General features: G+C 32.5%; 20 protein-coding genes and 1 pseudogene. 11 read left to right on the top strand and 10 right to left on the bottom strand.

What is annotated here, in order from left to right:
* Nucleotides 1–283 precede the first annotated feature (283 nt).
* The 4 genes and pseudogenes from AACL09_RS03185 to AACL09_RS06380 all read left to right on the top strand — a co-directional run bounded on the left by AACL09_RS03185 (nt 284) and on the right by AACL09_RS06380 (nt 4,708).
* Nucleotides 284–1,450: a protein-disulfide reductase DsbD family protein gene (locus AACL09_RS03185; protein ID WP_339048914.1), complete on the top strand. Its 1,167-nt coding sequence runs from the start codon at nt 284–286 to the stop codon at nt 1,448–1,450.
* 131 nt (nt 1,451–1,581) lie between these two features.
* Nucleotides 1,582–1,881: pseudogene (rpmB, locus tag AACL09_RS03180) on the top strand (50S ribosomal protein L28); the annotation flags it as partial.
* Nucleotides 1,882–2,153: 272 nt separating this feature from the next.
* Complete coding sequence (gene lipA, locus AACL09_RS03175) at nt 2,154–3,029, top strand: lipoyl synthase (protein WP_339048912.1); 876 nt, start codon at nt 2,154–2,156, stop codon at nt 3,027–3,029.
* Nucleotides 3,030–4,594: 1,565 nt separating this feature from the next.
* The gene (locus AACL09_RS06380) at nt 4,595–4,708 is read left to right on the top strand and encodes a hypothetical protein (protein WP_410519826.1); all 114 of its coding nucleotides are present in this window, start codon (nt 4,595–4,597) and stop codon (nt 4,706–4,708) included.
* On the opposite strand, the gene AACL09_RS03165 is transcribed toward AACL09_RS06380, so the two are convergent.
* Nucleotides 4,683–5,507 carry an ankyrin repeat domain-containing protein gene (locus AACL09_RS03165; RefSeq protein WP_339048910.1) on the bottom strand — a complete coding sequence of 275 codons (825 nt, stop codon included), beginning with the start codon at nt 5,505–5,507 and terminating at the stop codon, nt 4,683–4,685. The genes AACL09_RS06380 and AACL09_RS03165 overlap by 26 nt on opposite strands.
* A gap of 704 nt (nt 5,508–6,211) precedes the next feature.
* On the opposite strand from AACL09_RS03165, the gene dxr reads away from it, so the two are divergent.
* The 3 genes from dxr to mnmA all read left to right on the top strand — a co-directional run bounded on the left by dxr (nt 6,212) and on the right by mnmA (nt 9,434).
* On the top strand, nt 6,212–7,399 hold the full coding sequence (gene dxr / locus AACL09_RS03160; protein ID WP_339048908.1) for a 1-deoxy-D-xylulose-5-phosphate reductoisomerase: 1,188 nt from the start codon (nt 6,212–6,214) through the stop codon (nt 7,397–7,399).
* Nucleotides 7,381–8,235: a squalene/phytoene synthase family protein gene (locus AACL09_RS03155; protein WP_339048905.1), complete on the top strand. Its 855-nt coding sequence runs from the start codon at nt 7,381–7,383 to the stop codon at nt 8,233–8,235. The genes dxr and AACL09_RS03155 overlap by 19 nt, the downstream gene beginning before the upstream one ends.
* Before the next feature lie 83 nt (nt 8,236–8,318).
* Nucleotides 8,319–9,434: a tRNA 2-thiouridine(34) synthase MnmA gene (mnmA, locus tag AACL09_RS03150; protein ID WP_339048903.1), complete on the top strand. Its 1,116-nt coding sequence runs from the start codon at nt 8,319–8,321 to the stop codon at nt 9,432–9,434.
* Nucleotides 9,435–9,448: 14 nt separating this feature from the next.
* Here the strand turns inward: mnmA and AACL09_RS03145 are convergent, their stop codons facing one another.
* The 5 genes from AACL09_RS03145 to leuS all read right to left on the bottom strand — a co-directional run bounded on the left by AACL09_RS03145 (nt 9,449) and on the right by leuS (nt 18,362).
* Nucleotides 9,449–9,757, bottom strand: coding sequence for a ribosome-binding factor A (locus tag AACL09_RS03145; protein ID WP_339048901.1), 309 nt, complete (start codon nt 9,755–9,757; stop codon nt 9,449–9,451).
* A complete protein-coding gene (infB, locus tag AACL09_RS03140) occupies nt 9,750–12,080 on the bottom strand; it encodes a translation initiation factor IF-2 (RefSeq protein WP_339048899.1) in 2,331 nt (776 codons plus the stop codon). Before infB ends, AACL09_RS03145 begins: the two co-directional genes overlap by 8 nt.
* A 12-nt stretch (nt 12,081–12,092) precedes the next feature.
* Nucleotides 12,093–13,598: a transcription termination factor NusA gene (nusA, locus tag AACL09_RS03135; protein WP_339048897.1), complete on the bottom strand. Its 1,506-nt coding sequence runs from the start codon at nt 13,596–13,598 to the stop codon at nt 12,093–12,095.
* A 162-nt stretch (nt 13,599–13,760) separates the two neighbouring features.
* Nucleotides 13,761–15,734, bottom strand: coding sequence for an acetyl-CoA carboxylase biotin carboxylase subunit (locus AACL09_RS03130; RefSeq protein ID WP_339048895.1), 1,974 nt, complete (start codon nt 15,732–15,734; stop codon nt 13,761–13,763).
* A 171-nt stretch (nt 15,735–15,905) separates the two neighbouring features.
* Nucleotides 15,906–18,362, bottom strand: coding sequence for a leucine--tRNA ligase (gene leuS, locus AACL09_RS03125; RefSeq protein ID WP_339048893.1), 2,457 nt, complete (start codon nt 18,360–18,362; stop codon nt 15,906–15,908).
* A gap of 115 nt (nt 18,363–18,477) precedes the next feature.
* Between leuS and AACL09_RS03120 the strand changes: the two genes are divergently transcribed.
* Nucleotides 18,478–19,809 carry a hypothetical protein gene (locus tag AACL09_RS03120; protein ID WP_339048891.1) on the top strand — a complete coding sequence of 444 codons (1,332 nt, stop codon included), beginning with the start codon at nt 18,478–18,480 and terminating at the stop codon, nt 19,807–19,809.
* Here AACL09_RS03120 and AACL09_RS06375 read toward each other — a convergent pair whose 3' ends face one another.
* Nucleotides 19,810–20,451, bottom strand: coding sequence for a prepilin peptidase (locus AACL09_RS06375; RefSeq protein WP_410519815.1), 642 nt, complete (start codon nt 20,449–20,451; stop codon nt 19,810–19,812).
* Nucleotides 20,452–20,625: 174 nt separating this feature from the next.
* Here AACL09_RS06375 and dnaG point away from each other — a divergent pair, with 174 nt between their 5' ends.
* From dnaG to AACL09_RS06365, 3 genes are all read left to right on the top strand, one after another.
* A complete protein-coding gene (gene dnaG, locus AACL09_RS03110; RefSeq protein WP_339048887.1) occupies nt 20,626–22,413 on the top strand; it encodes a DNA primase in 1,788 nt (595 codons plus the stop codon).
* A 370-nt stretch (nt 22,414–22,783) separates the two neighbouring features.
* Nucleotides 22,784–23,017, top strand: a complete 234-nt coding sequence (locus AACL09_RS06370; protein ID WP_410519796.1) for a hypothetical protein — start codon at nt 22,784–22,786, stop codon at nt 23,015–23,017.
* Between the two features lie 93 nt (nt 23,018–23,110).
* Complete coding sequence (locus AACL09_RS06365; RefSeq protein ID WP_410519794.1) at nt 23,111–23,314, top strand: transposase; 204 nt, start codon at nt 23,111–23,113, stop codon at nt 23,312–23,314.
* An 801-nt stretch (nt 23,315–24,115) separates the two neighbouring features.
* On the opposite strand, the gene AACL09_RS03100 is transcribed toward AACL09_RS06365, so the two are convergent.
* From AACL09_RS03100 to secD, 3 genes are all read right to left on the bottom strand, one after another.
* A complete protein-coding gene (locus AACL09_RS03100) occupies nt 24,116–24,481 on the bottom strand; it encodes a hypothetical protein (protein WP_339048885.1) in 366 nt (121 codons plus the stop codon).
* Complete coding sequence (locus AACL09_RS03095; RefSeq protein ID WP_339048883.1) at nt 24,481–24,972, bottom strand: hypothetical protein; 492 nt, start codon at nt 24,970–24,972, stop codon at nt 24,481–24,483. Before AACL09_RS03095 ends, AACL09_RS03100 begins: the two co-directional genes overlap by 1 nt.
* A 66-nt stretch (nt 24,973–25,038) precedes the next feature.
* The gene (secD, locus tag AACL09_RS03090) at nt 25,039–26,568 is read right to left on the bottom strand and encodes a protein translocase subunit SecD (RefSeq protein WP_339048881.1); all 1,530 of its coding nucleotides are present in this window, start codon (nt 26,566–26,568) and stop codon (nt 25,039–25,041) included.
* Between the last annotated feature and the right edge of the window lie 102 nt (nt 26,569–26,670).

Genomic DNA, 26,670 nt, shown 5'->3' with positions numbered 1-26,670 from the left:
TATCTTTCTCTCTCTTTTTATACCTGTTTCCTCATTTTCGCAGGGGGTCTTGAGATCTCTTACAGGTTCTTAGAAGAGCAAAATTTAGAAATATTCAAAAATTTCAAATTCTAGTTTTTATGACAGCGATAGTTCAAAAGAAAATTATCTTTTTGTATCCCTATTTGCTGTTGCTCAAAAGTAAACCATTTTTGCCTAATCTTAATTATTTATACTATTTTTAATAGTCCGTTTTGATTTTTTGCATAAAAAGAATATATTAAGGTAATTTAATATTTATATTATGAGTTTTATCAATGCCATAATTTCTGCATTTATTGGTGGTATTATTTTAAATTGTATGCCATGTGTTTTCCCTGTTCTTTCACTAAAATTTCTTTCAATTTTAAAAAAAGCTAAAGGTCTTAGTAATCTTACAATAAAAATTGAAGGTCTTGCCTACACCGTTGGTGTGTTGCTTTGTATGTTTATATTAGCAGTGTTGCTATTAATACTACGTAGCATGGGCGGTGCTGTAGGTTGGGGATATCAAATGCAGTCTCCCATATTCATATTAGTGCTACTATACCTTATGTTTTTAATAGGATTATCCTTTTCTGGATTCTATGACATTTCTTTTATTTTACCTAACTTTGGCAACAAATACATAAATCAATCAAATTGCATTGGTAGTTTTTGTACTGGAGTATTTGCAATTTTAGTTGCAACTCCATGTTCTGCACCATTTATGGCATCTGCTGTAGGTTTTGCTTTAACTCAACCAACTTTACACTTTTTACTTATTTTTCAAGCACTAGGATTTGGCGTGGCTTTTCCTTATCTTCTTATATCATTCTTTCCAACTATTCTTAAATTTTTGCCAAAGCCAGGGCAATGGATGGAGACTGTTAAACAATTTTTAGCTTTTCCAATGTACCTCTCAAGTATCTGGCTATTTTGGGTATTGATTAAGGAATCAAATGCTAACACCATACTACCAGCACTAACAGGACTTTTACTCTTAGTTTTTAGTATTTGGGTACTCACTAAATTAAGCTCAAGAATTTATACAGTTGTGCTTCTAATTTTCCTAAATTTGCTTCCATTTGCTGTAGTGAAAAATATGGTGTATGTGCAAGACACTAATGTTGCTGATTTCTCCATCGATAAACTGATCAGTCTAGTTCAAAATGAACGCAATGTTTTAGTTGCAGTTGGTGCTGATTGGTGTGTGACGTGTAAGATTAATGAGCATTTACTAACATCAAAGGATATGCAAACTCTTTTAAGAAGCAAAAATGTTATGTATATGAAAGCAGATTGGACAAAAAAAGATGAAAAAATTACCGAGTATCTACTAAAATTCAAAAGAGGTGGTGTGCCTTTATACGTGTTATATTTTCATAATAAGGAAGGAAAAATTCTACCACAAATTCTTAGTAAAGAAGTATTGGTATCTGAATTACAATGATTTTTGCCTTTGAAAAACTCAAAGAATCTAAAATTATGTCCTATAATTTATAGGTAGCTAGAGACATAATCTATTGACTAAATAGCTAAAATGTTTAAAATAAATTAAAACTTCTATATGGAATAATTAAAATGAGTAGAGTATGTAGTCTAACTGGTAGAACGAAAGGTTTTGGTAATAAAGTATCTCATTCAAATCGTAAGACTAAGCGTACTTTTTTGTTGAACTTGCACAACGTTTCTTTAAGAAGTGAGATTTTAAACAAAAAATTCAAAGAACGTATAGCAACAAAGACTTTAAGAACTATAGATTATAAAGGTGGATTAGATCAATATTTATTAAGTGTTGCTAAAGAGGATTTAAGCTTAAAAGCTCAAAAGATAAAAAATAAGCTAAAGAAGCTAATTTCAGCAGAGCAAAAGATAGAGATCCAGTTTAAAGGTTTAGTTTTAAAAATAAGGAAGATAGAAATACAACTAAAAGGGTTGGTACCAGAAAAGCACAAGACCGAAATTCGACTTAAAAATTTGATTGCAAAAATGCCTAAAATAGAAGTACAGCTTGAAAAAGTTGGGCTGAAGATGCAGGAAGTAGAAACAAATTCTGAAGAATCAGATGCAAAAAAGATGAAAGTAGAGCTTGAGGAGTTAAAATTAAGAGCGCAGAAAATAAAAATACAACTTGAAAACTTTTATAAATAAATATGCAAAGTAAGCCTGAATGGCTAAGAGTTAAAGCTCCATCTGGTGATGTTTTTAATGAAACTTTAAATATAGTTAAATTATATAATTTACATACAGTATGTGAAGAAGCAGCATGTCCTAATATTGGAGAATGTTGGAATAAACGTCATGCAACAGTGATGATTTTAGGATCAGTGTGTACGCGTGCTTGTGCATTTTGTAATGTTGCAACAGGAATTCCTGATAAACTTGATCCTCATGAGCCAGAAAATTTGGCAATTGCCGTAAAAAAACTAGGTTTAAAGCATGTTGTAATTACTTCTGTTGATAGGGATGATCTTCCAGATGGTGGAGCTGAGCAATTTATCAGATGTATAGAGGAAATAAGAAAAATTAATTCCAGTACAACAGTGGAAATTTTAACACCAGATTTTTTAAATAAAGAAGGGGTAATTGAAAAAATAGCAAAAGTGGGCCCAGATGTTTATAATCATAACGTTGAAACAGTACCTAGATTATATGCTAAAATTAGACCGCGTGCTCGCTATTTTCATTCTTTATTTTTACTTAAAAAAGTTAAGCAAAATAATAGCGATATTTTTACTAAATCTGGGCTTATGGTTGGTCTTGGAGAGGCGAAAGAGGAAATACTGCAGGTTATGGATGACTTGCGAGCAGCTGATGTCGATTTTATCACAATTGGCCAATATCTCAGGCCTACACCTAAGCATGCCAAAGTTGATCGCTATGTTACTCCAGAAGAATTTGAATATTATAAGTATGCAGCTTATTCCAAGGGGTTTCAAATGGTATCATCAAGCCCATTAACTAGATCTTCATATCATGCCGAAGAAGATTTTAACAGACTCAAAGCTGCTAAAAAATTCGCTTTATAGCATAAACTGTATTAAATAAAACTTGAACTGACACTTAGAACAAAAATACTAAAATTAGGATTTTAGCAAGACAACTAGGAAATGTGTCACAAGCGTATGGGATATTCAAATTTTATCGCTTCAAGGAGTTATACGAAAATGGAGATGAGATAAGTAAGAAAGTTTGCAAACAGAGTTTCGGAAGACATAGAAAGATCTGTATAGCAACAGAATTTCCAGCATATAAAAAATGAGCTGAGAAAAAAATAATATCTGAAGGTGGATAGTTGAGACTTTTAAGAAAAGACTTAAAGCACTAGAAGCAAAAAGATGGAATAATTCTAACAGCTTTAGAAAAAGTGAAAGAACAAAGATAGTGAAATTGATACTCAGGTTATCTGGGTTCTCAGGATACATATTACGTGGGTAATATAATGGGCGAATTTACCAGCTAGACTTTTATTGATACTTATTCTCGTTTGCTAAGTCGATAAGACAGCAATTACCTCTTGCTAAATGATAGCATTCTTTGATATTGCGCATTTTGACTGATAGAGGTACAGAATATTGCGTGAAATTATCAGCTTTATTTAGGCATATCGATCATTCTAGAACCAAAACCCACTCTCCACAGACCAATGCTTCACAAAACTATGCAAATCATCTTTAGAAATATAGTTCTTTAGAAGATCTGCAAATTGATGTTGGTTGCGTTCTTACAATGAGACAATCAGACAAATATTGCTATGATAAAACGCCAATGCAAACTTTTCTTGATATATTGCTTTTTAGAAAAATATTAAATCAGGATTCTGATAGTATATTTAAATTCTTCTGTCAGTTAATTCGTCACTGTCAGATTAAGTGGTGTCTGGTACAGTTTATCGCAATTCTCAGAGAAAATATAACATGAGGTTTAATATTATTTCTGGAACTTGAAGCATGTTTTTTTTTGCTTTGGCCTAACTCATACCTCGTTACTATAGTACTTTCAAAAATAAGTGATAAAGGTATAATGAAATTTTTAGTATATAAAGAGATAGCTTAGATTTACGGGAGAAAGCGGTATCTATGGTTGAGAAAGGGAAGTCGAAAGCTGAGGTTGTGGAGCTGTTGGAATAGCAATACTATACAGATGGCTGAAAAAGCAATCTGCCGGATAAAACCAGCAAAAGCTAGTGGTTTCATACGAAAAATAGACCCCTAGAAGAATATGTAAAAAGCATCCAGTTGGCAGAGATGAAATTGGTTTCGGAATAAGCGCAATTTGGTACAATAACTAAAAATCACATTAAAAAAAATTTATCAAGAGATGAAAGATTATATAGAGAATATGGACAAGAGGAGAGAAAATACATGCACTGGCAAAAGACGAGAACATAATAGGATGGAAGAAGATTTGTTGCACCTCTGACCTTTACTGGAGGTTGTGACAAAGAGGTGCTTAATCTGTGGTTAGAACAAATATTATTACCACAATTACAGTGCGATAGTTATCGATAATGCAATAAAACCGCTAAAACAAGAGAATTAATTGAAAAGGCAATTTACTCTATCTTCCTCCATATTCACCAGATCTTAATCCAATTGAAAATTGCTGGCACACAATTAAAAGCTGGCTAAGACCTAGAATGTATCAACAAGAAAACTTATTACTTCTTGTTGGTAACTCTATTATTGAGGTTTATCGTTTATTTTAGGAAAGACTATAGTTACGCTAGTGAATTCAATTCTATTGTAGATTTCTCTGACGGGTGCTGCATAAGCTTTTTGTAATGTATTAAGTACAGTATCTCTATTAGATAAATCTGATATGTATTGTGCTGTAGATTTTTCCAGCATGTATTGCTTAAGGTTTTGTAGTGCATCATATATAAAAAAATAATAAGAATTATTAATATTTTTAAGTTTTTCATCTAATTTTTGAATATCTTTATATTGTAAAGTGGCTTTTGAAGCTTCATTTGCTTGTATCAATTGTGCACAATTGGGGTATTTACTTTTTATTCTGTTAAATTTTTTCATACGTTTATTAAAAATAGAGTTATCATCTATTTCATCAATTAAGTTAGCACCAAAAACTAAAAGTAAAAAGGTGATATTACCAAGAAGTTTGGGTTGTTTTTGTGTATTATCCTCAATATGTAATTTTAAAGGTGTCATACCATTACAATCTTTAATATTAACATTTGCTCCATTTTTTAATAACTCTTTTGTTGCTATTAATTTACGTTTTGATGCGGCGATATGTAAAGGCGTTCTACCATCTCTATTCAAAGCGTCAATTTTTGCACCATATTCTAATAACATTTTTATTATCATGACACTGCTATTATGCTGAATAGCAATATGCAAAGGACTACTTCCGTTCAAATTTTCAGCATTAACATTTGCACCTTGTTCTAATAGATTTTTAATTTCGTTTATATCTCTTTTATAAAGAGCTTTAAAAAGACTATGATCAAGTTCAGCTTGTGATTTATTTTGATTAGTTAACATAAAAGTATCTTTAAATTTATTATTAAATAAATATATTAATAAATTAATTTAAAAAATCAAGAATTTTTCATTTTGGATTAAACTGATTGCGCTCTAGGTTTTAAAGTTAAATTTTCTCAAACCTGAAGCTTACTTGCAAAAAAAGTTAAAAAAGTGCAAAAAACACATTTTTCTGCTTCCATGGTTGTGAATGTATATGATATAAAGAGAATGCCAATCTGGAGAGATTGAGGCTGTAGAGGCGGCCTTTAAAGTGGCAGATGTATAGGAAAAAAAGATCTGAATATATTGAATAGGATCTTTGGCGACCTACTGAATAGTTTTAGCTATTTTAGGCTCTTTTGCCTAGAGTAAGGGTTGATATCCTTATAGTTATATGCCTTAAAACATATAGCCATAGCGCTTCCAATTATCAACTGGTAGTCCTCTCATGGTGGGAATCCGTGAAAAGGGCTAAAAACGCTCCTCTCTCTGATGTTGTACACCTCTCCAGATTGGCACTAAATCAACAATAGGTCGATTAAAAAATCAATACAATATATCTAAAATAAACAATAACTCAGAGAATTATGTATACTTATGAATAACATTTTTAAGCATTTTGAATTTTTTCTTTTTTACTATGAAATGAATTAGTTACTCTACAAAAAACAAAATTTACTTTGCAGAATTTTGCGTTTAAATAATCTTATTTATAGAATTAAATGCAGAGAGTTTCAGTTTTTGGTTCAACAGGCTGTATTGGACAAAAGACCGTGCAGCTTTTGCTAAAAAATCCAAACAAATATAAAGTAGAAGTTTTAACTGCAGATTCAAATTTTGAATTACTCGCAAGGCAGGCACGTTTAGTAAATGCAAAAAATGTTGTTATTGCTGATAAGAGATTTTTTAGAGATTTGAAGGAATCTTTATCTGACACAAAGATTAATGTTGAAGCAGGTAGTGAAGGACTTGCAGCTGCAGCTTCTATCCCTATAGATCGAGCTGTTGTTGCCATAGTTGGCATTGCTGGACTTATGCCAACAATGAAAATCATAGAATCTAAAACAAAGATTATAGCTCTAGCAAATAAAGAAAGCATCATATGTGGTGGGGGGTTTATGCTAAGAAAGGCAAAGGAGCATAAGGTAAAAATTGTTCCCATAGACTCAGAACATAATGCCATCTTTCAGATCTTTCATAGCAGTTATAACCTTGATAAAATTGTGCTCACAGCTTCCGGTGGTCCGTTTTTACATTTAACTTACGAGCAAATGCAAAATGTAACATTGCGTGATGCAATGAGTCACCCTATTTGGAAAATGGGGAAAAAAAATTCAATTGACAGTGCAACTATGATGAATAAAGCTTTAGAATTAATTGAAGCTCAGAATTTATTTGCAGTTGGTCTAAGTAAATTGGATGTTGTTATACACCCAGAATCAATAGTACATGGCGTAGTATCCTATAAAGATGGATCTAATTTAGCAGTACTCGCATGTCCCGATATGGATATCCCTATATCTTATGCGTTGTCTTGGCCTAGAAGGTCAAGTATAACAAATAAACAGCTGGATTTAACTAAGCAAAAATTAACATTTTTTGAACCTGATTATAATCAGTTTCCTGCTTTAAAATTAGCTATGGAAGTATTGCGTTCTAACACACCACATGCAAATAGCATAATACTAAATGCTGCAAATGAAATTGCTACAGGTGCATTTGTAGAGTCAAGAATAGGTTTTTTAGATATTGCAAAAATAGTGCAAGAAACGCTTGCAGCAGTAAAAATCACAGCTAATTTTTTTGATTCTCTCGATAATATTATTGATCTTGATTCTAATAGTCGAATTTTAGCAGAAAGATTAATTAATTCTAATTATGTTTCTAGCAGATGCACAGTAGCACTATAGATTCATATTGTGTTGATTACGTCCGTCAAAATGATAGAGATCGTTTTGTTTGTGCATTGTTCTCCAAAGGAGATATAAGATACTACTTCTTAGTCTTATCTGCGTTTAACATAGAGATCAGCAATATATTGTATAATAGTACCGAAATTATGACTGCTCTTGTACGCATTAAATGGTGGCGTGAAAAGATTGAGATGATCTACAGTAACAAGCTTACAGATGCTGATAAGATTACAAAAGAATTAGAAGTAGTGATAAAGTCTACTAATATTCCAGAAGCTTTATTCCATCAATATCTTGATGGTTATGAGGAAGCAGTTTGTAAGGATGAATATTTAAATATTGAGGAGCTTGAGGATAATGCAGCAAAAACTACAGTAAATCTGATGAAGATGATTCTTACTACTGCAGATATTAAGGATTGTGATAGTGATTTAGACCAAATAATCTATCACTCCGGTATTGCTTGGAGTTTAATGAATAATTTGCGTAATGAAAGATATTTAAACAGCAAAGGTAGAACCCTTTTGCCTAGAGAGCTTTTACAAAGTGCAGGGATAGAAAATGCACTACCTTTCAAAAACAATTTAGCTCTTAAGGGAGTGGTGGAACATGTGGTAAAGGTAACACAAAGTCACATAGATAAGGTTAAAATGCTAATAAAGAGTATCCTAAAAGAAATTATTAGCATAGCTTTAATGCCCATCCTTGCAGAATTTTATCTAAAACGCATTTGTAGAAGAAAATTTGATATTATAAATAAAGAGGTTGGAACAATTTCACCAATAATGCAGATAAAGCTTTTACTATATAAGACAAAAATATGCTGTTTATAGGGATTGCAAAAGAACCTAAAAGATTAGATTCTTAATTTCAATTATTTTAAAATATAGTAAAATGTTAACTTTCAGTAAGTCTGATGATAAATGAATTTGAAATAGAACCGCTACTGGCAAATAAAATACCAAAACAAACAAAAGTTGTAGTGGCAATGTCTGGAGGAGTCGATAGTAGCACAGCTGCGGTACTACTTCATAATTTGGGCTATCAAGTTATTGGTATTACCCTTGAACTCTATAGTAGTAACAATGGTGCTCGCAAGGGTGCTTGTTGTGCCGGACAAGATATTTATGATGCAAAGCGTGTTGCTGAAACTTCTGGTTTCCCTCATTATGTATTAAACTACAAAGAGATATTTCAAAAAGAAGTTATAGATGATTTTATTGAAAATTATACTCATGGAGAAACACCAATTCCATGTGTAAAATGTAATCAGACTGTCAAGTTTCGTGATTTGCTTAAGGTGGCACAAAATTTAGAAGCTGATGCATTAGTTACAGGACACTATATTAGAAGAATAGAAAAGGACGGAGAAGTTCAACTATATTCTGGTTTAGATAAGAGTAAAGATCAAAGTTATTTTTTATTTGCAACAACAATTAAGCAACTAAAATTTTTGCGTTTCCCTCTTGGTGCTTTTCATAAAAATAAAGTTAGAGAGCTTGCAGAATATTTTAATTTAAAAATTGCTCAAAAGCCTGATAGCCAAGATATATGTTTTGTTGCTGATAAATATGCCAGCACTATTGCTAAACTGAAGCCTGAGTCTTTAGTAAAAGGTAAAATTGTGCACGTGAATGGTCAAGTCTTAGGTTATCATAACGGTATAATAAATTTTACAGTTGGGCAAAGAAGAGGGCTTGGTATATCTTCACATGAGCCACTTTATGTAGTTAAAATAGATGCCAAAAACCAAGAAGTAATTGTTGGACCAGCAGATAAACTGATGAAGAATAAACTCTTTGTAAGAGAATTAAATTGGCTAGCAAAAGACCCAATTCCAAGTGAGGGACTAGAAGTAACTGTAAAACTTAGATCATTACATAGTGGTAGTATAGCAAGGATATACCCTACTAATGAAAGCGGTAGTACTGAGGTTATTTTAAAAAATGATTATTTTGGTATTAGTCCAGGGCAAGCTTGTGTTGCCTATTTAGGGGAAAGAGTTCTAGGAGGTGGCTATATATCATACTAAATCCATTTTTCTTCTTATTGATTTTTGTATGTTTCCTGCTGATCATCATCTAATTTGAAATTTAGCTTTGGTACATAACGTAAGCTAACATCTTTTAACAAGAGCTTATATATAAAATAAGATGATTGCTTTATTTCTGCTAAAACAGAATGCTTATCTCCTTTACTCCAAAAAGACAAAGCTATAAACACGTCTGCTACTTTTAGATCATTACTTAAATTAATTTTCGAAACTGAAACACCATGGCTACATACTTTGCCTTCCATGAAGATCTTTGCAATTGCTCTACATAAAACTGACTGTATTTGTAATTTTCTATGCATATTGCTTTGCCTGTTTTTCTACCAGTTCAAATGCCTCTATAGTGTCATTAGGTTGTACTTCAGTACAACCGCTTAAAGATATACCACATTCAAAGCCAGATTTAACTTCCTTTACATCATCTTTAAATCTACGTAAGATTTTAACCTCACATTCACATATTAGTTTGTCATTACGCTTTAATCTAACTAATGCACCCTTCTTTATTACACCACTTGTCACATGACAACCCACAATACTTATTGTTTTATCTATACTAAATACTTCCCTAACAGAGGCCAATCCAACATTATGCTCTTGTATTACAGGTTTTAGTTTACTGTTTAGAAAATCTTTTATGTCATTAATTAATTCATATATTATATCATAAAAACGGATATCTATCTTTTTCTGTTTTATAAGGTCTCTTACTCTTGAATCTGCCTTCACATTGAAGGCTAAGATAATAGCTTGTGAGGCTTCAGCAAGTAGAATATCTGACTCAGTTATTACTCCAATCCCGCTATGTAAAACATTCACTTTAACTTCTTCATTACTTAATTTAACAATTGCATTACGTATTGCTTCAATTGACCCTGTAACATCGCATTTCAAAATAATAGGTATTTTTGTTACATCATTTTCTTGACTAAATATATCTATTGAGTCAGTGCTTACTTTATTATTACTTAAATTATTTCTATACTCAACAACCTCACGTGCTTGCTTCTCAGATTCTACAACTACAAACTGATCTCCAGAACTTGGTATAATATCTAGTCCAGCAACTTCAATTGGAGCTGAAGGCAAAGCTACCTTCTCATTTTTTCCATTATGATCAAACATACTACGAATCTTACCATATCCATTCCCTATAACTATTATATCTCCTATTTTTAATGTTCCCCGTTGCACTACCAAAGTTGCAAGTATCCCACGACTTTTATCAACTTTTGACTCAATAACTATTCCCGAAGCATGACAATCAGTAACTGCTCTCAAATTAATTAATTCTCCAATCAGCACTATTGCCTCTTCTAATTTTTCCAGATTTATTTTTTGTTTTGCTGATACTGGCACAATTATAACATCGCCACCTAATGTCTCAGGAATAAGATCGTACTGTAATAAATTATTGGCAATTTTTGTTACACTACCTTCTACATTACTCACTTTATCAATTTTATTAACTGCAGCTATAATGGGTACATTCGCAGCTTTAGCATGGCTAATTGCTTCAACTGTTTGAGTCATTATCCCATCATCTGCTGCTACAACTAGTACTACTATATCAGTTACATTCGTACCACATGCGCGCATTGCAGTAAATGCTTCATGTCCAGGTGTATCTATGAAAGTTATTTTATGACCACCTTGAGTTATCGTTTGATACGCACCAATTTTTTGAGTGATTCCCCCTGATTCTTTTTCAGCAACATTTGATTTACGAAATAAATCAAGCAGAGAAGTTTTACCATGATCTACATGTCCCATAAATGTAACAATAGGAGGGCGTGGTAATTTAGGTAACTTTTCATCGATTTGCAGTATCTTTTCTTCCACTTGAGAACCACCTACCATTTTAAAAGTATGATTGAAACTCACTGCTATTTCACATGCTATATCTGGATCTAAAAAATCATCTAATTTAATAATTTTACCAATTTTAGATAGAACATTTAATACATCCTTACTTCTCTCTGCCATACGCTTAGCAAGTTCTCTCACTGTAATTTCATCTGGAATAAGAATTTCGCGTGATATATTTGAGCGTTTTATTGATTTAGGGCGCCTATTTTTTTTAGCTCTTATGCCAAAAGTTCGTCTTGGTTCATCATTCTGATCTTGTACCAAGGCTTTTTCAAGAGCAAATTTTTCATGTTTAAAGTATGTATTAGAGGATTGATTTTTATTTATATTCGGTTTAGCTTTTTTAAACTTTTGATTATCATGATCAGTTTCTTTTATATTCTTCTTGCTATCATCAACGTATTTAACACCTTCCAAATTTTGATTTTCTTCTATTGCATCTTTTTCAATATGCTCATCTTCTTGTTTATAATGGCTTTTCACCTCTTGTTTTGTTAACGCAGCATTATAAAAAGCATTTATCCTAGAAACTTGCTCTTGCCTTGTTAAAGAACCATCAGTATCCTCACCTCGTAAAACAGAATCCAATGAATTATTTTTTCTCTTTCTTTTAACTTCTACTGCAGTACTACCCTTAACTGAATATAAATTGTCAGCAGAAGAGCTAGACTTAAGCCTATCACTACACTTGTCCTTGCTTAAATTAAAACTAGCAAGAGTCAATTTTTTATTACTGATGTTCTCAGGCTCATTCATATATCCACTCAATTAATTATCAAGCAATCCAACTTTTTTACGTGCCTGCATTATTATTTCATTTACCTCTTCGCCTAAGGAAAAACGAGAAACTATGCTACAAAATTCATCATCAGACAAACCCGCAAGATCATCTATAGTCTTAATATCATTATTATATAGTACTATTATATCATTCACTTGGAGGTGGGGAAGTTCTTTAATAAATTGATCCATCCCTAATTCTTTTAACTTAGCTTCATTATCATGTTCTTTATTTTTTAAATATTGCACTGCTCTATCACGCAGCGCGATCGCAATCTCTTCATTAAACCCTTCAATTGATGCAAGGTCAGAGGTAGATGCTTGAGCAACGTCTTCTACACTAGAAAAACCTTCTGTAATAAGTAATTGCCCTATAATTTCCTCCACATCTAGAGCGTCAACAAACAAAGTCAAACCTTTCTTTAATTCTTGTGCTCTTTTTTCTGAATTCTCTTTATCACTTAACACATTTACTTTCCACCCAACAAGTTCTGAAGCTAATCTAATATTCTGACCACGCTTACCAATTGCCATACTTAACTGATCTTCAGGAATAACCAGTTCTATGCAGGATTCATCTTCATCAATAATAACCCTCAATACTTTTGCTGGGGCTATTGCTTCAACAATAAATTCAGCTAAACTTGTAGAATGTTTGACCACATCTATTTTTTCATCATTAAGCTGAGATTTTATATTCTTAACTCTATGGCCTTTAATACCAATACACGTTCCCACAGGATCAATATTTTTATCAAAACAAGAAACCGCAACCTTAGTACGGGAACCAGCATCTCTAGCTATTGCTTTAATAACTACTATCCCATCATAGACTTCAGGTATTTCTTCTTTAAATAATTGTTCTACAAAACCTTTATGTGTTCTAGAAAGGAAAATTTGTGTACCATAATCTACATTTCTTACATCTTCAACATAGGCATTTATATTATCACCTTGACGAAACACCTCACCCTTAATTAGGTTGAATGTTTTGAGATAAGCCTCATTACCATTTATATCCACAATTAAACCATGATATTCAATTTCTTTCACTCTACCACGAACTATAGTGCCAACCCTATTTTTAAACTCTTCATACTGCTTTCTACGTTCTTCTTCTTGTACTATTTGCTTTATTCTTTTTTGAGCAATTTTTGCTGAGGTATAGCTGATATCTATTGGTGGTAGTTGCTCTTGTATAACTTCACCAACTTCAGCATCTTCTTTAATTAGCCTTGCCCCTGATAAACTAATAAAATCACCATCAAAAGGGCCATTATCTACAACGGTGATTTCTCTAAAGATAGATATTACACCAGTTTTTCTATCTATAGAAGTTACAATTTTATAATTACCATATTTCTTACGCGCTGCAAGTTCAATGGAAGCTTCAACTGCTTTAATTATAGTTTCTATATGCAAACCCACTTGTTCTGCGGTTTCCTTCGCTGCTCTTAATAATTCTGTGCTGTTGAGACTATAAGGGGTAGACATAGTAAAAATAAGTTTAATTAATGTTAACTGAGAATAAGTGTTTAGTATAACTTTTGAATTTGTTTTTAGTCAAGTTTTTTTCTTACTGCGTGCTTATTTAACAAGAATAATACAGATTATAAAATTAAGAACATGTTGATATATGTTTTATGATTTATAACATTACTCTAATTCTATGAGAGAGTCACCAGATTTTATACTTTCTCCCTCCTTTATCGCAATTGTTTTTATTGTTCCTTTTGTCTCTGCATGTATTATATTCTCCATTTTCATTGCCTCTATTATACACAGCGGTTGGCCTATTTCTATTTTTTCACCTTGATCTACACACAGCTTGACAATCATTCCTGATATTGGGGCTTCAATACACAACATATTCTTATCTTCTTTAGATTCTAGCATAAATTTATTAAGATTTGCTATACTAGGACAATAAACAAAGCATTGCGCTTTCATACCTGCATGACTGAGCAGGTACATATTTTTATTGACACTAACTTTTACATTCAGAGCATGGTCATTAATGGTAACTTGTAGCAGCTTATAGCTTACATCCCATCTATTCTTAATCAAATATTCATTATGATTATGTACCACTAAAAGAGTAACGCCATCATACTTTACCCTTATGTTATATTTGTTTTTATCCACAAATACTGAAAATGAATCGTCTATCTCTTTACAAGGAACCCAATTACGACATTCACTGCTTAAATGAATATACAACGAAACAAATATAAATATCTGGATAGATTCTTCAGTTAAAATATCACTATGAAAACCATTCGAATAAAATTCTGAAATAAACCCAGTATGCAATTTTGCTGCTATAAAAGCTGGCTGATGAAAGATTGATTCAAGAAATTCAATGTTGTTTGCAATACCGCCAACATAAGACTCAGATAATGCTTGCTGCATACAACTTATTGCTGCTATTCTATCTTTTCCATATGTAATGATCTTTGCTATCATTGGGTCATAGAACATACTCACTTCTGCACCAGCAAAAACTCCATCATCTATTCTTACGTTACTACTTTCTTTCGGCATGTTATAATACTTTACACGTCCACTAGCAGGAAAAAAGTTCTTTGCTGGATCCTCAGCATAAATTCTACTCTCTATTGCCCACCCATTTAATCTTATATCTTCCTGGCTAAATCCTAACTTTTGCCCACAAGATATTTTTATCATTTCTTCAACTATGTCGATACCTGTAACTAACTCTGTAATGGGATGCTCAACTTGCAGTCTAGTGTTCATTTCCAAAAAATAAAATTGCTTATCTTTATCCATGATAAACTCTACAGTACCTGCAGAAAAGTAATTGACTTGTTTTGCTAAAGATACGCATTGCTCATACATCTTTTGTCTTATTTCTTCAGTAATAAATGGACTTGGGCTTTCTTCTATTACCTTCTGATTATGTCTTTGTATAGAGCATTCTCTTTCTCCTAAGCATACGACATTGCCGTATTTATCACCTAGAATTTGTACTTCGATATGCCGTGGCAACTCTACATATTTTTCTATAAAAAGGCTACCATCCTTAAAATTTTTCATTGCTTCGTTAGTTGCAGAGTCAAACGCTTGAGCGACTTCTTTTATTGATCTTACAATCCTCATGCCTTTTCCCCCACCTCCTGCTGCAGCTTTAATCATAATTGGAAAACCAATTTGCTGAGCTATCCCTTCAGCGTGAGCTATATTTAAAACCACACCAGCGTAGCCAGGAACTACACTTACTCCTGATTTTACAGCAACTTCTTTGGCTGTTATTTTATTTGCCATAGCTTTTATTGCCTCAGTGCTTGGTCCAACAAAATCAATGCCAAATTTTTCAAGAGCAAGAGGAAAATGTTGATTCTCAGATAAAAAACCGTAACCTGGATGAACTGCTTGTGCTTTAGTATCAACTGCAGCTTGACATATTTTATCAATATCTAGATAACTTGCGCATGCAGGTGATTGTCCTATATGTACTGCTTCATCTGCAAGCCTCACATGTAGCGAATTCACATCAGCATCAGAGTAAATACAAACACATGATATACCCATCTTATGAGCAGTCTTGATGATTCTGCAGGCGATCTCACCCCTATTAGCTATTAATATTTTACTATATTTTTTAAGCATTTATATAATTTAAAGACATTTAGTAAATTTATGCTTTAAAGGTTTACATTTGTATATATTTGCTAGCAAGTAATTTTTTGTTTTAAAATTTAATCAAACTGTTTTTTGTTAATTTCAAAAGAGATTTTAGCTAGAATGGAAGAGTCTTGATTTGATAAAAAATTAGGTAATTTATATAACGATATTGACAATTCTACCTGGAACCACATATATTTTACTAATACTGTTGGCATCAATCTTTTGTGCCACTGCATCTGCTGCCAATTTTTTTAGCTCTTCAATATCTAAATTGCTTTCTACATCAATTGTGGTACGTAATTTACCATTAATTTGCACAGCTATTGTTACCATTTCTTGAGCTAATAATGAATTATCAGCTAAAGGCCAACTTTGATCGCAAAGCATTCCTTCTCCACCTATCTCCTGCCATAATTTTTCAGCTAAATGTGGTATAAATGGTTCTATCACTCTAATTAAAATGCATATACCTTCATCTATGACATGTTTACCTGAATCTAGCTCTATATTGGCTATCAAATTTGTCATTTCACGAAATTTAGCAACAGCACAATTTAACTGACAATTCTCTAAATCAGAAGTTAAGCCATTTAGTAGCTGATGCAGCTCCTTTCTATACTTTAGCTGAACAGCAGTGTTATTACACTTGATATCAATTGGTTTTAATTGCATAACCATGCGCCATAATTTATTTATATAACGGAAGTTACCTTCTATCCCCTCATCAGACCACTTCATGTCTTTTTCTAGTGGAGTATCAGATAAGACAAACAGACGGGCAGTGTCAGCACCGTATTTGTCTATTATGTAGCTTGGATCAACAATATTTTTTTTTGATTTGCTCATCTTTTCAAGTTTGCCAATCTCTATTTTTTCACCCTTTTTAGTTAGTTCTTTTGCTTCCTGTGGAAACAGCCAATTACCTTTTTCATCTTTATAGGTAACATGACATACCATTCCTTGTGTGATCAGAGTTGAAAATGGCTCCTTGATATCTAGGTAGCCACACTTGCTCAGTGCACGACAAAAAAATCGTGAATATAGCAAGTGTAAAATTGCATGCTCAATGCCGCCAATATAGTAATCAACTGGCAGAAAGCGATCACATGCATCTTTATCAATCCCTTTATCTTTGCTGCAAAACGCAGCGAAATACCAAGATGACTCAAAAAAAGTATCGAATGTATCTGTTTCCCGTTCTGCCTTATCACCACATTTAGGACAATTTGTATATTTCCAAGTTGGATGGCTCTTTAGAGGATTGCCGCTTGTAAAATCAACATCAGTTGGTAAAGTAACTGGCAATTCTTTCTCAGGCACTGGCACAGTACCACAAACTTTACAATAGATAATTGGTATAGGGCAGCCCCAGTAACGCTGTCTTGATATTCCCCAATCATGCAAACGGTAATTAATTTCTTTTCTGCACATTCCCTTCCCTTCAAGTTTTGTAATGATTTTTTGCTTTGCCTCTTCTACTGATAAACCATTTAAAAAATCAGAATTAAACATAATTCCGTCTTCTAGGTACGGCTTATCTTTTATCTCAATTGCTTCTGCATCATTTGGGCGTATAACAGCAGTAACTTTTAGGTTATATTTATGAGCAAAATCTAAGTCACGCTGATCATGTGCAGGGCAGCCAAAAATTGCCCCTGTGCCATATTCCATTAAAACGAAATTAGCAACGTAAATAGGTAATTCCTCATCTAAAAATGGATGTTTTACATCAATTCCAGTATATACTCCTATTTTCTCTGTTTTTTCTGAAGGCTCATCACAATCTTGAATATATTTGAGCACCTCGGTATTCATAATATCTTGCAGTATTGGATGCTGTGGGGCAACCGCACAAAATGAAGCACCAAATAGAGTATGAGGACAAGTTGTAAATACCTCTAGCTTCTTGTCTGAGCCCACAATATCAAAGCTAATTATAAAACCTTCTGAGCGCCCTATCCATTGCTTTTGCATTAATTTTACTTTTTCAGGCCAGCCTTTTAAAGCTTCGATATATTCAAGTAAATCATCAGCAAAATCGGTAATTTTTAAAAACCACTGAGAAAGTTTTCGTTTTTCAACTATTGCACCGGACCTCCATCCCTTTCCATTTACCACTTGCTCGTTGGCTAAAACTGTCTGATCTATAGGATCCCAATTAACCCATGCCTCCTTGCGGTAAGCTAAACCAGCTCTAAGAAAGCTCAAAAAAAACTTCTGTTCATGCTTATAATATTCATGATCACAGGTGGAAAGCTCATGTTCCCAATTATAAGAAAGCCCTATCGACTTTAGCTGCTTCTTCATATTACTTATGTTATTTTGCGTCCATACTGCAGGGTCTATCTTGTTGTCTCGTGCAGCATTCTCAGCTGGGAGGCCAAATGCATCCCAACCAATTGGATGAAAAACGTTAAAGCCACATGCCCTTTTATAACGACTAATGACATCACCTATAGCATAATTGCGTAGGTGCCCCATGTGTATATTACCTGAAGGATAAGGAAACATTTCAAGCACATAGCATTTTTTTTTATTGCTATCCATTCTAATTGAGAAATCCCACTTTTCTTGAAAAAACTTCTCAACGCTTTTGAAGTCATATTCCATAACCAATAAAACCCGTGTAAGAGCAGAGGGTCATTATATATCTTCAACACTTTTTATCAAATTAAATATTGAAATTAACTAATTTATAGATTAAAATAATTAAGGGGGATAAAATGTGCAAGCTAAAACCATCATCGATACCAATGCACCAATACTTATGCAATGGATCGTCTCCAGCCCTGATCGTTTAAACAAGGAAGCAGAACCAGGAAGGCATCCATTACCAAATACTGAAACTTTTTCCCATCACCAGCGCCTTGTGAGTATGGCTAAAGTAGAGCCAGATCGCCTCATATGCCTATATTATTTAGGTGATACTTTAAATGAAGAGCAGAATCAACAAATGCAAGACCTAGAAAAGTTAGCACCAAATATCAGGGCTATAGATTTTAACAAGCTAGACTGGAGTGAATATGATTTTGAATTTGATACCAACCGATTAACTTCTGATCTAGATTCAGGTAAGAAAATGAGAATGACTGAGTACTTAAAGTTACCAAATATAGATGAACGTATGGGGTTTCGCTTAGATATGATGCGGATATTAATGTTGCTTAAAGCTGGAGATGGACTTATAGAATCAAAAAAGGTTAAACCAGAAGAAATATCAAACAGTAAATCAGTAATTTATTTTGACTTTGATGCTAAAATAGAAGGTAAGATTGGTGAATTGAATGCTCCTTTAGGAATATTAGCCTCAAGAACAAAAGGTGTAGTGCTTTCTAGTAAATATAAATATGAAAATGGTGCTATTGCTGTTAATAGCATTAGTCATCTTGTAATCATTAAAACTTATGACCAGATTAAAGCCAATCTCACTGAAACAAAACCGGTATTATACAAAAAATTACGAAGTATTATAGTACCATACTTAAATAATAAAAATGAATTTGATAAAGAGAGTCAAAAAAAGCTTCTGAATAGTATTAGAAATTTACAAAAAGAAACAGATCAATATTCTAGTGTAGTACATTTTGATAATCCTAAGAAACGTAATAAAAAACTTATTGATAGCCTTATAAATAAATTTAAGGATGCAAAAAACACTCAGGAATTTTTAGATGTAGCAAAAAAAGCTATGAGTTGGCCAGATAGTTTCTTTTTAAACGCAGGTCAGGAACAGGTGGTTTATTTTTTCTTTAGAGACAACTTAGAAAAGTTTGCCCTACAGAATATTGATGAAATTTCAATAGGGATCATGCGAGAGCAACAAAAGAAATTATACGATCAAGAAACTGAATTAGATAAAATTTTAGAAGAAAAAATATGCTTAAACACTGCTATAGAAAAAAATGGCTCTCAGTTCAGTATACAAGAAGGTAATAGGAGTTGGAAGTGTTATAAGCATAATATGTACAAAGCACCTGAGCTAGAGATAGAAAACAGTATATCTGCTAAATTGGAAGATGTAAAACTTGAGCAAAATAAGTGTCTTCGTATGCGTTGATTAGATAATTTTCATACAGTGCTTAAAGGTTATAATAAACAAAGCAGCGCTAAGTGAAGGAATAAAGGGAAATGTTTCCTTTTTATATGCAATTCTCCATATTGTAGCAGTAGTGATACCAAATATGCCAGATAGCATTAAAAAAGTTGGTATTGAACTTGGTTCAATAAATAAACCACTAGTGAAGAAGAATTTTACATCTCCCCATCCTAGTGCTTCTTTATTTAAAGCAGCGGTAAGTGAAAATTTTAAGGTTATAGAAGTAAAAAATAATATGAGGGCTGACAATAGATGTTGAAAAATGGAGTAATAACTACTGTACATTAGGCCAATAAATAACAATATTATTTGTATTGAATTGGGAATAATGTAAAACTCTATGTCAATTAAGGCTGCAATTAGCAAACAAATGACAAGTGCTATAAGCAGCAGGAATTTGTAAGATAAGGAGAATTTATAGTAAAGTAAAATAAATATCAGTCCTACAGTAAACTCAATGATTGGATAGGTAATAGGTATTTTTGTTTTGCAATATCTGCAGACCCCATGTAAGAATAAATATGATATTATGGGAAATAAATCAAAGGGTTTTAATTTCTGTTTACATGCAGAGCAAAACGAACGTGTTAGTATAATATTCATATTGCGTGGAAGACGATATACAACGCAGCATATAAAACTGCCAAAACTAATTCCAAGTAAAAAAAATACTATATATTCTACGCAGGCTACCATCTTCTCTTGTTCAATTTACATAAGTTATGTTACACATATTCTAAAAAATGATTTAATCTTATTTTTCAAAGTTATAGTGCTATGGATTATACAGAGCTAATAAAATCAAGGCTTTTACTTTCTAATATCATTGGCAAAAAGGTTAAATTAATAAAAAAAGGGGCAAATTTTGTTGGCCTATGCCCATTCCATCATGAAAAAACACCTTCTTTTACGGTAAATGATGGTAAGGGTTTTTACTATTGCTTTGGTTGTGGCGCAAGTGGTGATGTATTTGAATTTGTTTGTAAAACAGAAGGTTTAAATTTTAAAGAAGCGGTAGAGTCATTAGCACAGATGACAGGAGTACAGCTGCCAGAAAAAAGATATAATCAAGATAGCAGTAAAAACAACGATATGACCAAAGTTTTTGATCTAGCTGCAGACTGGTTTACACATAAACTCCATAGCAATGAATTAGCACTTGATTATTTAAGGCAGCGCAAAATCTCTCTCGATATGATTAAAAAATTCAAAATAGGCTATGCACCAAACAATGGTTTAAAAGAATATTTAAGTGCTCAAGGAATAAAAGATGAAGTCATAGGGCTTATAAATAAAAACGGTGACTATTTTAGGAGCAGAATAATGTTTCCTATCTGGAATATGACAGGAAAAATTATCGCTTTTGGTGGAAGAATATTGGATGATAAGATGCAGCCTAAATATCTTAATTCCCCTGAAAGTATATTATTTAAAAAAAGAGAGAGTATCTATTCTATAAATTTTGCTTTAAGTGAAATACGAAAAAAACAACAAGTATTTATTGTTGAAGGGTATACAGATGTCATTGCATTATTTCAAGCTGGCATTACAAATGTAGTTGCACCACTTGGTACTGCCATTTCCACTTGGCACATAGAAAGTTTATGGAATATAGCACAGGAAATATTTATATGCATGGATGGGGATAATGCTGGGCACACTGCTGCTTTAAGAATTGCAAGTCTTGCTTTATCTGTTTTAGAACCTGAAAAACTTTTGAAATTTGTAATCCTCCCATCTGGTTGTGATCCATACGATATATGCAACAGCTATAACTATAATTCAGAAGAGATTCTTTCCTTACTTGAAGATAAAGCAAAACTACATTCTGAGTTTTTATGGGCTTATGAGATAAGCTCTAGTACTTTCATCACAAGCTCATCTGCACCAGAAAAATATGCTATGCTTGAGAATAGATTAATGCATTACATAAATGACATAAAAAATAGCAGCGTAAAAAAGTACTATAAAAACTTTTTCTATAACAAGATTCGTTTTTTGCAAACTAAGCAAGGAGTAAAAAGTACAAAAAATTTTAAAATGACAAAAGAAGAATGTCTATACGATAAAGTACCAAGCTTAGTTGAACAAGAGCAAAATCAAACAGCAATACTACGCATAGCAATTGAATTTCCTGAAGTTCTCGATGATCCAATTCTCTTCGAACAGTTCGCTGACTTTAATATAACGAATAAAGATGTTTATAAACTACAACAACATATTATTGATATCAAAAGTAAAATTAACTGTAAATTGTCTAAAGAAGCTTTACTTGAAGAGCTAGAAAAGTCAAAAGTAGCTGATATCGTTCAATATATAACAGAAAAAACAAAGTTACTCCGTAGTCAATTGAGTAATTATGAATCTGCTAAAACTATTTGGTACAATATTATGTTGTTCAGAGAATTAAACACATTAAAGGAAGAGGCATTACAAGCCAGACTTAGTGGTAACTTTGGCTATCAAGATAGCCTTATAAGGCAAATAGAATCAATAGAGGCAAAGCAACGAGAAATGCAAATGGATATAATTAAAAGATATAATCAACCTACAATGCCTCTATAAATCTTTAACAAATTTTAGTAGTTTAAATCTCTCTTTATTGAATAGTTATAACGCGAAACAGAACAAAATAAAATTCTGCTCAAGAAGAAAGATGAGATAATTCATCCCTCTATTCACCATAAAAGAAGAATAAGTAGTTTTCTATTTATTGGATAAGCGAGAACGTTCAACAAACAATGTCAAACCGAATATAAATAATATAAAAAAGGAGGAATGAACGAAAAAACATCGAATAAAAACAGTGGATTAGTAGACTATAAAGAGTTAGAAAACAACATATTATCGTCCATCCGAGAAACTAACTGGAAAAGGAGGAACTGCTAATCAAAAAGTTACTAGAGGCTAGTTTAGAAGGTGAAATACCTATCAAATGAAGATGAAGAAAATAATCATAGGAATGGCAAAAGTTCAAAGACTATATATACAGATGCAGACTCATTTGAGCTTTCGAGATAGGGATGGAAGTTTTGAGCCACAAAAAAAAGACAGACATCCTGAACTTGAAGCAAAAATTCTTAGTATGTTTGCCAGCGGTATGAGTTACAAAGATCGCATATTGAAGAAATTTATGACCACAAGATATCGGCAGCAGAAATATCAATGACAAATTACTACCAACGAATGGCGTAACTGCAATCTGTATATCCAATAGTATTCATATGTTTTTTAAAGTCAAAGAGGATGCGTAAGTAAATGTATGTATAACATACTAGGTATAGATCAAAATGGCAGAAAAGAAGTATTGGGCTTTTATCTGGCTGATAGTGAGTTCTGGCTTAGTGTATTAAATGATCTCAAAGTGTGGAATCGTTGCCTGTGTAGATGGACTAAAAAGCTTTCCATAAACAACGTATTTCCCAACGCAGAAGTGCAATTGTGTATAATGCATCAGATAAACTAAAATATGTATCCAGCAAAATGAATGATTTGAAGAAAAGCTTCAAATAGAGAAATCGCTAAAAATTTGAGCTGGAAGAAAAATGGGAATGTAGTGGCAAAATAATTGGGAAACTGGCTATTTTAAGTACTCAGATCCTGTTAGGAGGCTACTACCAATCCAATTGAAATAGGCAAATCAGGAAATTCACTAAAACCAAGGGCTCTTTTACCAGTACAAATGCTTTGTACAAGCAGGTATATTGTGCTATAAAAAAGGTAGAGCAAAATTGGACTATACCAAATTGGGCTTTAACTATCTCTCAACTTGATATTTTCTTTCCTAATAGATTGAAAATTCAGTTGAATTAAAATATGGTTTGACACAGTTTGTTGAACACTCCCAATTTCTTCGATATGCGATTTTATAACTCTTGCAAACATACTAAGAATTTTTGCTTCAAGTTCAGTGTCTTTTTTTTTGTGGCTCAAGTCTCTATCTTCAAATGAGTCTGAATCTGTATTTTGAACTTTTCTACGATTTCATTCTCATTTTTTCTAAACTTGCCTCTATTGATCAGACTTTGCCATTCTCGGATGGGCGATAATATATTAACTCTTTATTAATCCACTGTTTTTATTCGATGTTTTTTCGTTCATTCCTCCTTTTTTATATTATTTATATTCGGTTTGACACAGTTTGTTGAACACTCCCTGTCCATACTTTGTGACTGACTTCATCATATAATATGAATCAGCTTATTGCAAAATTCTTTTACCTTTTATATTACCTCCATAAACTGTATGGAGGTAATATAAAGATCCATTACATATATGTACCGATGTCATATGTTGCAGGCTCTATAGCAAAATTTGCTTTTGCCAGTTCTGATATACACGGGTGATGCTCTCTTGATAAGGCCATACTTGTTTCATCAAGCTTTTTGCAGAGTGCTTCTTTTTCTCTATTACACTCTTCAGTTTGACAATATGGATTGTCTTTGTCTTGTTCCGCTATCATTATTTTATCTAAAATATTATAGTTTATGTTTATGCTTTCAATGTCAGTTTGTGGACGATCCCAACGATAACCCTCTACGTTTTGGTAGTACAATTGGTAATAGCCATCTATTTTATTCATAATTGCGTTAACCTTATCATCATAGAATGAAGATGAAAGATTATCATTCACTACTGTAAGCTGATTATCGGAAAAACAGCACTTGTGTCAACAAATACTCCTATTTCATTGTCTTTGGTGTCATATAATACTACTCTATATAAATTGAAGCTATCCCCTTTAATATAAATTTGCGGTTCTTTTACATTTAGATATTGTTCAAAGTCAATATTTATAAAATCTTTTATGCTACTGACCTCTAAATCATGAACTTTACTTCCATCTTTACGATATATAGCTAATTCTAATTCACCCTGGGCATTCTTTTCCACTTTTAAAAGTAAGTCTTTTCCTAGAGTAACATTTTCTCCATTTGCATTATCATGATAAGCAAGACTACCTTCTTTATTGAAATAATACTTATATGAAGAATAAGTACCAATCACTTCATCGTTTATTGATTTTAAGATTACTGTGTAGCACCTATTACCATATTGACCACAATCTAATTCTCTCCCTCTATCTAATTTTAGCATAGCTTTCATAGGACACTTATCAGACATATCACCCTCATTAATTAATTATTATACTGATTATATAATATAATTGTTAAGATATTAATAACTACACTAAATACTAAAAGCCTTGGGCTTATAAAACTGGACCCATAGGTCTATCAGTAGTTTTGTTAGCGTAATTGCTGAGAACATAGAGGATAATATCCCAACTGATAGGGTAACAGCAAAACCTTTGATTGGCCCATCACCAACCATAAACATTATTCCTGCAGCAATAAGTGTTGTGATGTTAGAATCTAGTATTGCTTTAATTGCATTTTTAAACCCTTCTTCAATAGATCTAATTATCTTTTTTCCTAATTTAATTTCTTCTCTAATACGTTCAAATATTAAAATATTTGCATCAACTGCCATGCCAACAGTTAAGGCAATACCAGCAATTCCAGGCAAAGTAAGAGTGGCTTTAAGCAAAGTTAAAATCAGTAAAATAAAAACTACGTTAAAAAACAGTGCTATGGAAGCTAAAATGCCAAGCAGTCCGTAAGATATTATTATAAACAGTGATACAGAGGCAACAGAAATTAGTGCTGCTATCTCACCTCTTTTAATTGACTCTAAGCCAAGGCTTGGTCCTATACTTTTTTCCTCAATGATACTTAATGGAACTGGCAGCGCTCCTGACTTGAGCAGTACTGCAAGTTCGTTGGCTTGATCTAGCGTAAAGTTACCACTTACTGATGCCTGCCCACCAGTTATTGATTCCCTGATTACTGGAGTAGTAAGCACTGTATTATCTAAAACAATTGCAAATGGTTTCCCGACGTTTTCTTTGGTAATTTTGGCAAATTGCTTGCTAGCTACGTTATCAAATTTTAAGTTTACAACTGGCTTACCGATAGAATCAAAGCCTACAGTTGCGTTTGCCAATGAATTACCACTAATTTCAATTTTGCGTAATATTGGATATAAATTACCATACTCATCATTTAGTAGAAAAGTAGTAACCATATTTATATCTTCTATTTTTTTTACATTGTTATCTAGCAGATGAAAAGTAAGTTTTGCAGTTTTCCCCAGCATTGATCTTATCTGTTCTGTATCATTTGTACCTGGTACTTGTACTAAAATTTTGTCCTGCCCTTGTCTTTGTACACTTATTTCTTTAGTGCCCATTTTATCCAAACGCCGCTGTACATTAGCTATTGATTCAAGCATTATATCATGATACAGAGCGTTTTTAGAATTTTGATTATATGAAAGAGAAAGTATAGTATCTTTGTGTGATAATTCTACGTTACTACTAATCTTTTTTATCTCCTGTACCACGTTATGATAATCACTTTTTTCTTTTAAAACTAGTGTTAGAACTTGATTGTCATAATCAAGCTTATCATATTTTATTTTTTTTTTAGTTAATACCTCTTTTATTTCGCTAGCAATACTATCTAATTTCTCTTTAACGTAAAAATCAAAGTCTGCCTGCAGTAGCAGATAAGCTCCTCCTTTAAGGTCAAGGCCCAAATTCATTTTATTTTTTAAAACAAGTAGCTTACTGTCTATAAAGTTCGGTAATACTAAATATAACGAAACAATAGATATAAAAAATATAAAAGCAGCTTTAATCTTTAAAGCGGATGACATACTATAGTTTTATAAAAGTTTTTATAGCTATATACACAACTTCACAAAAAAGCAAAATTATAAATAATGTTATAAAAAATACAGCTTTACAAAATTTCTTCT

The sequence above is a fragment of the Candidatus Mesenet endosymbiont of Phosphuga atrata genome, assembly GCF_964020175.1.
Lineage (GTDB): Bacteria > Pseudomonadota > Alphaproteobacteria > Rickettsiales > Anaplasmataceae > Mesenet.
The sequence above is the reverse complement of the archived record's forward strand: the minus strand, read 5'-3'. Positions and strand labels throughout refer to the sequence as shown.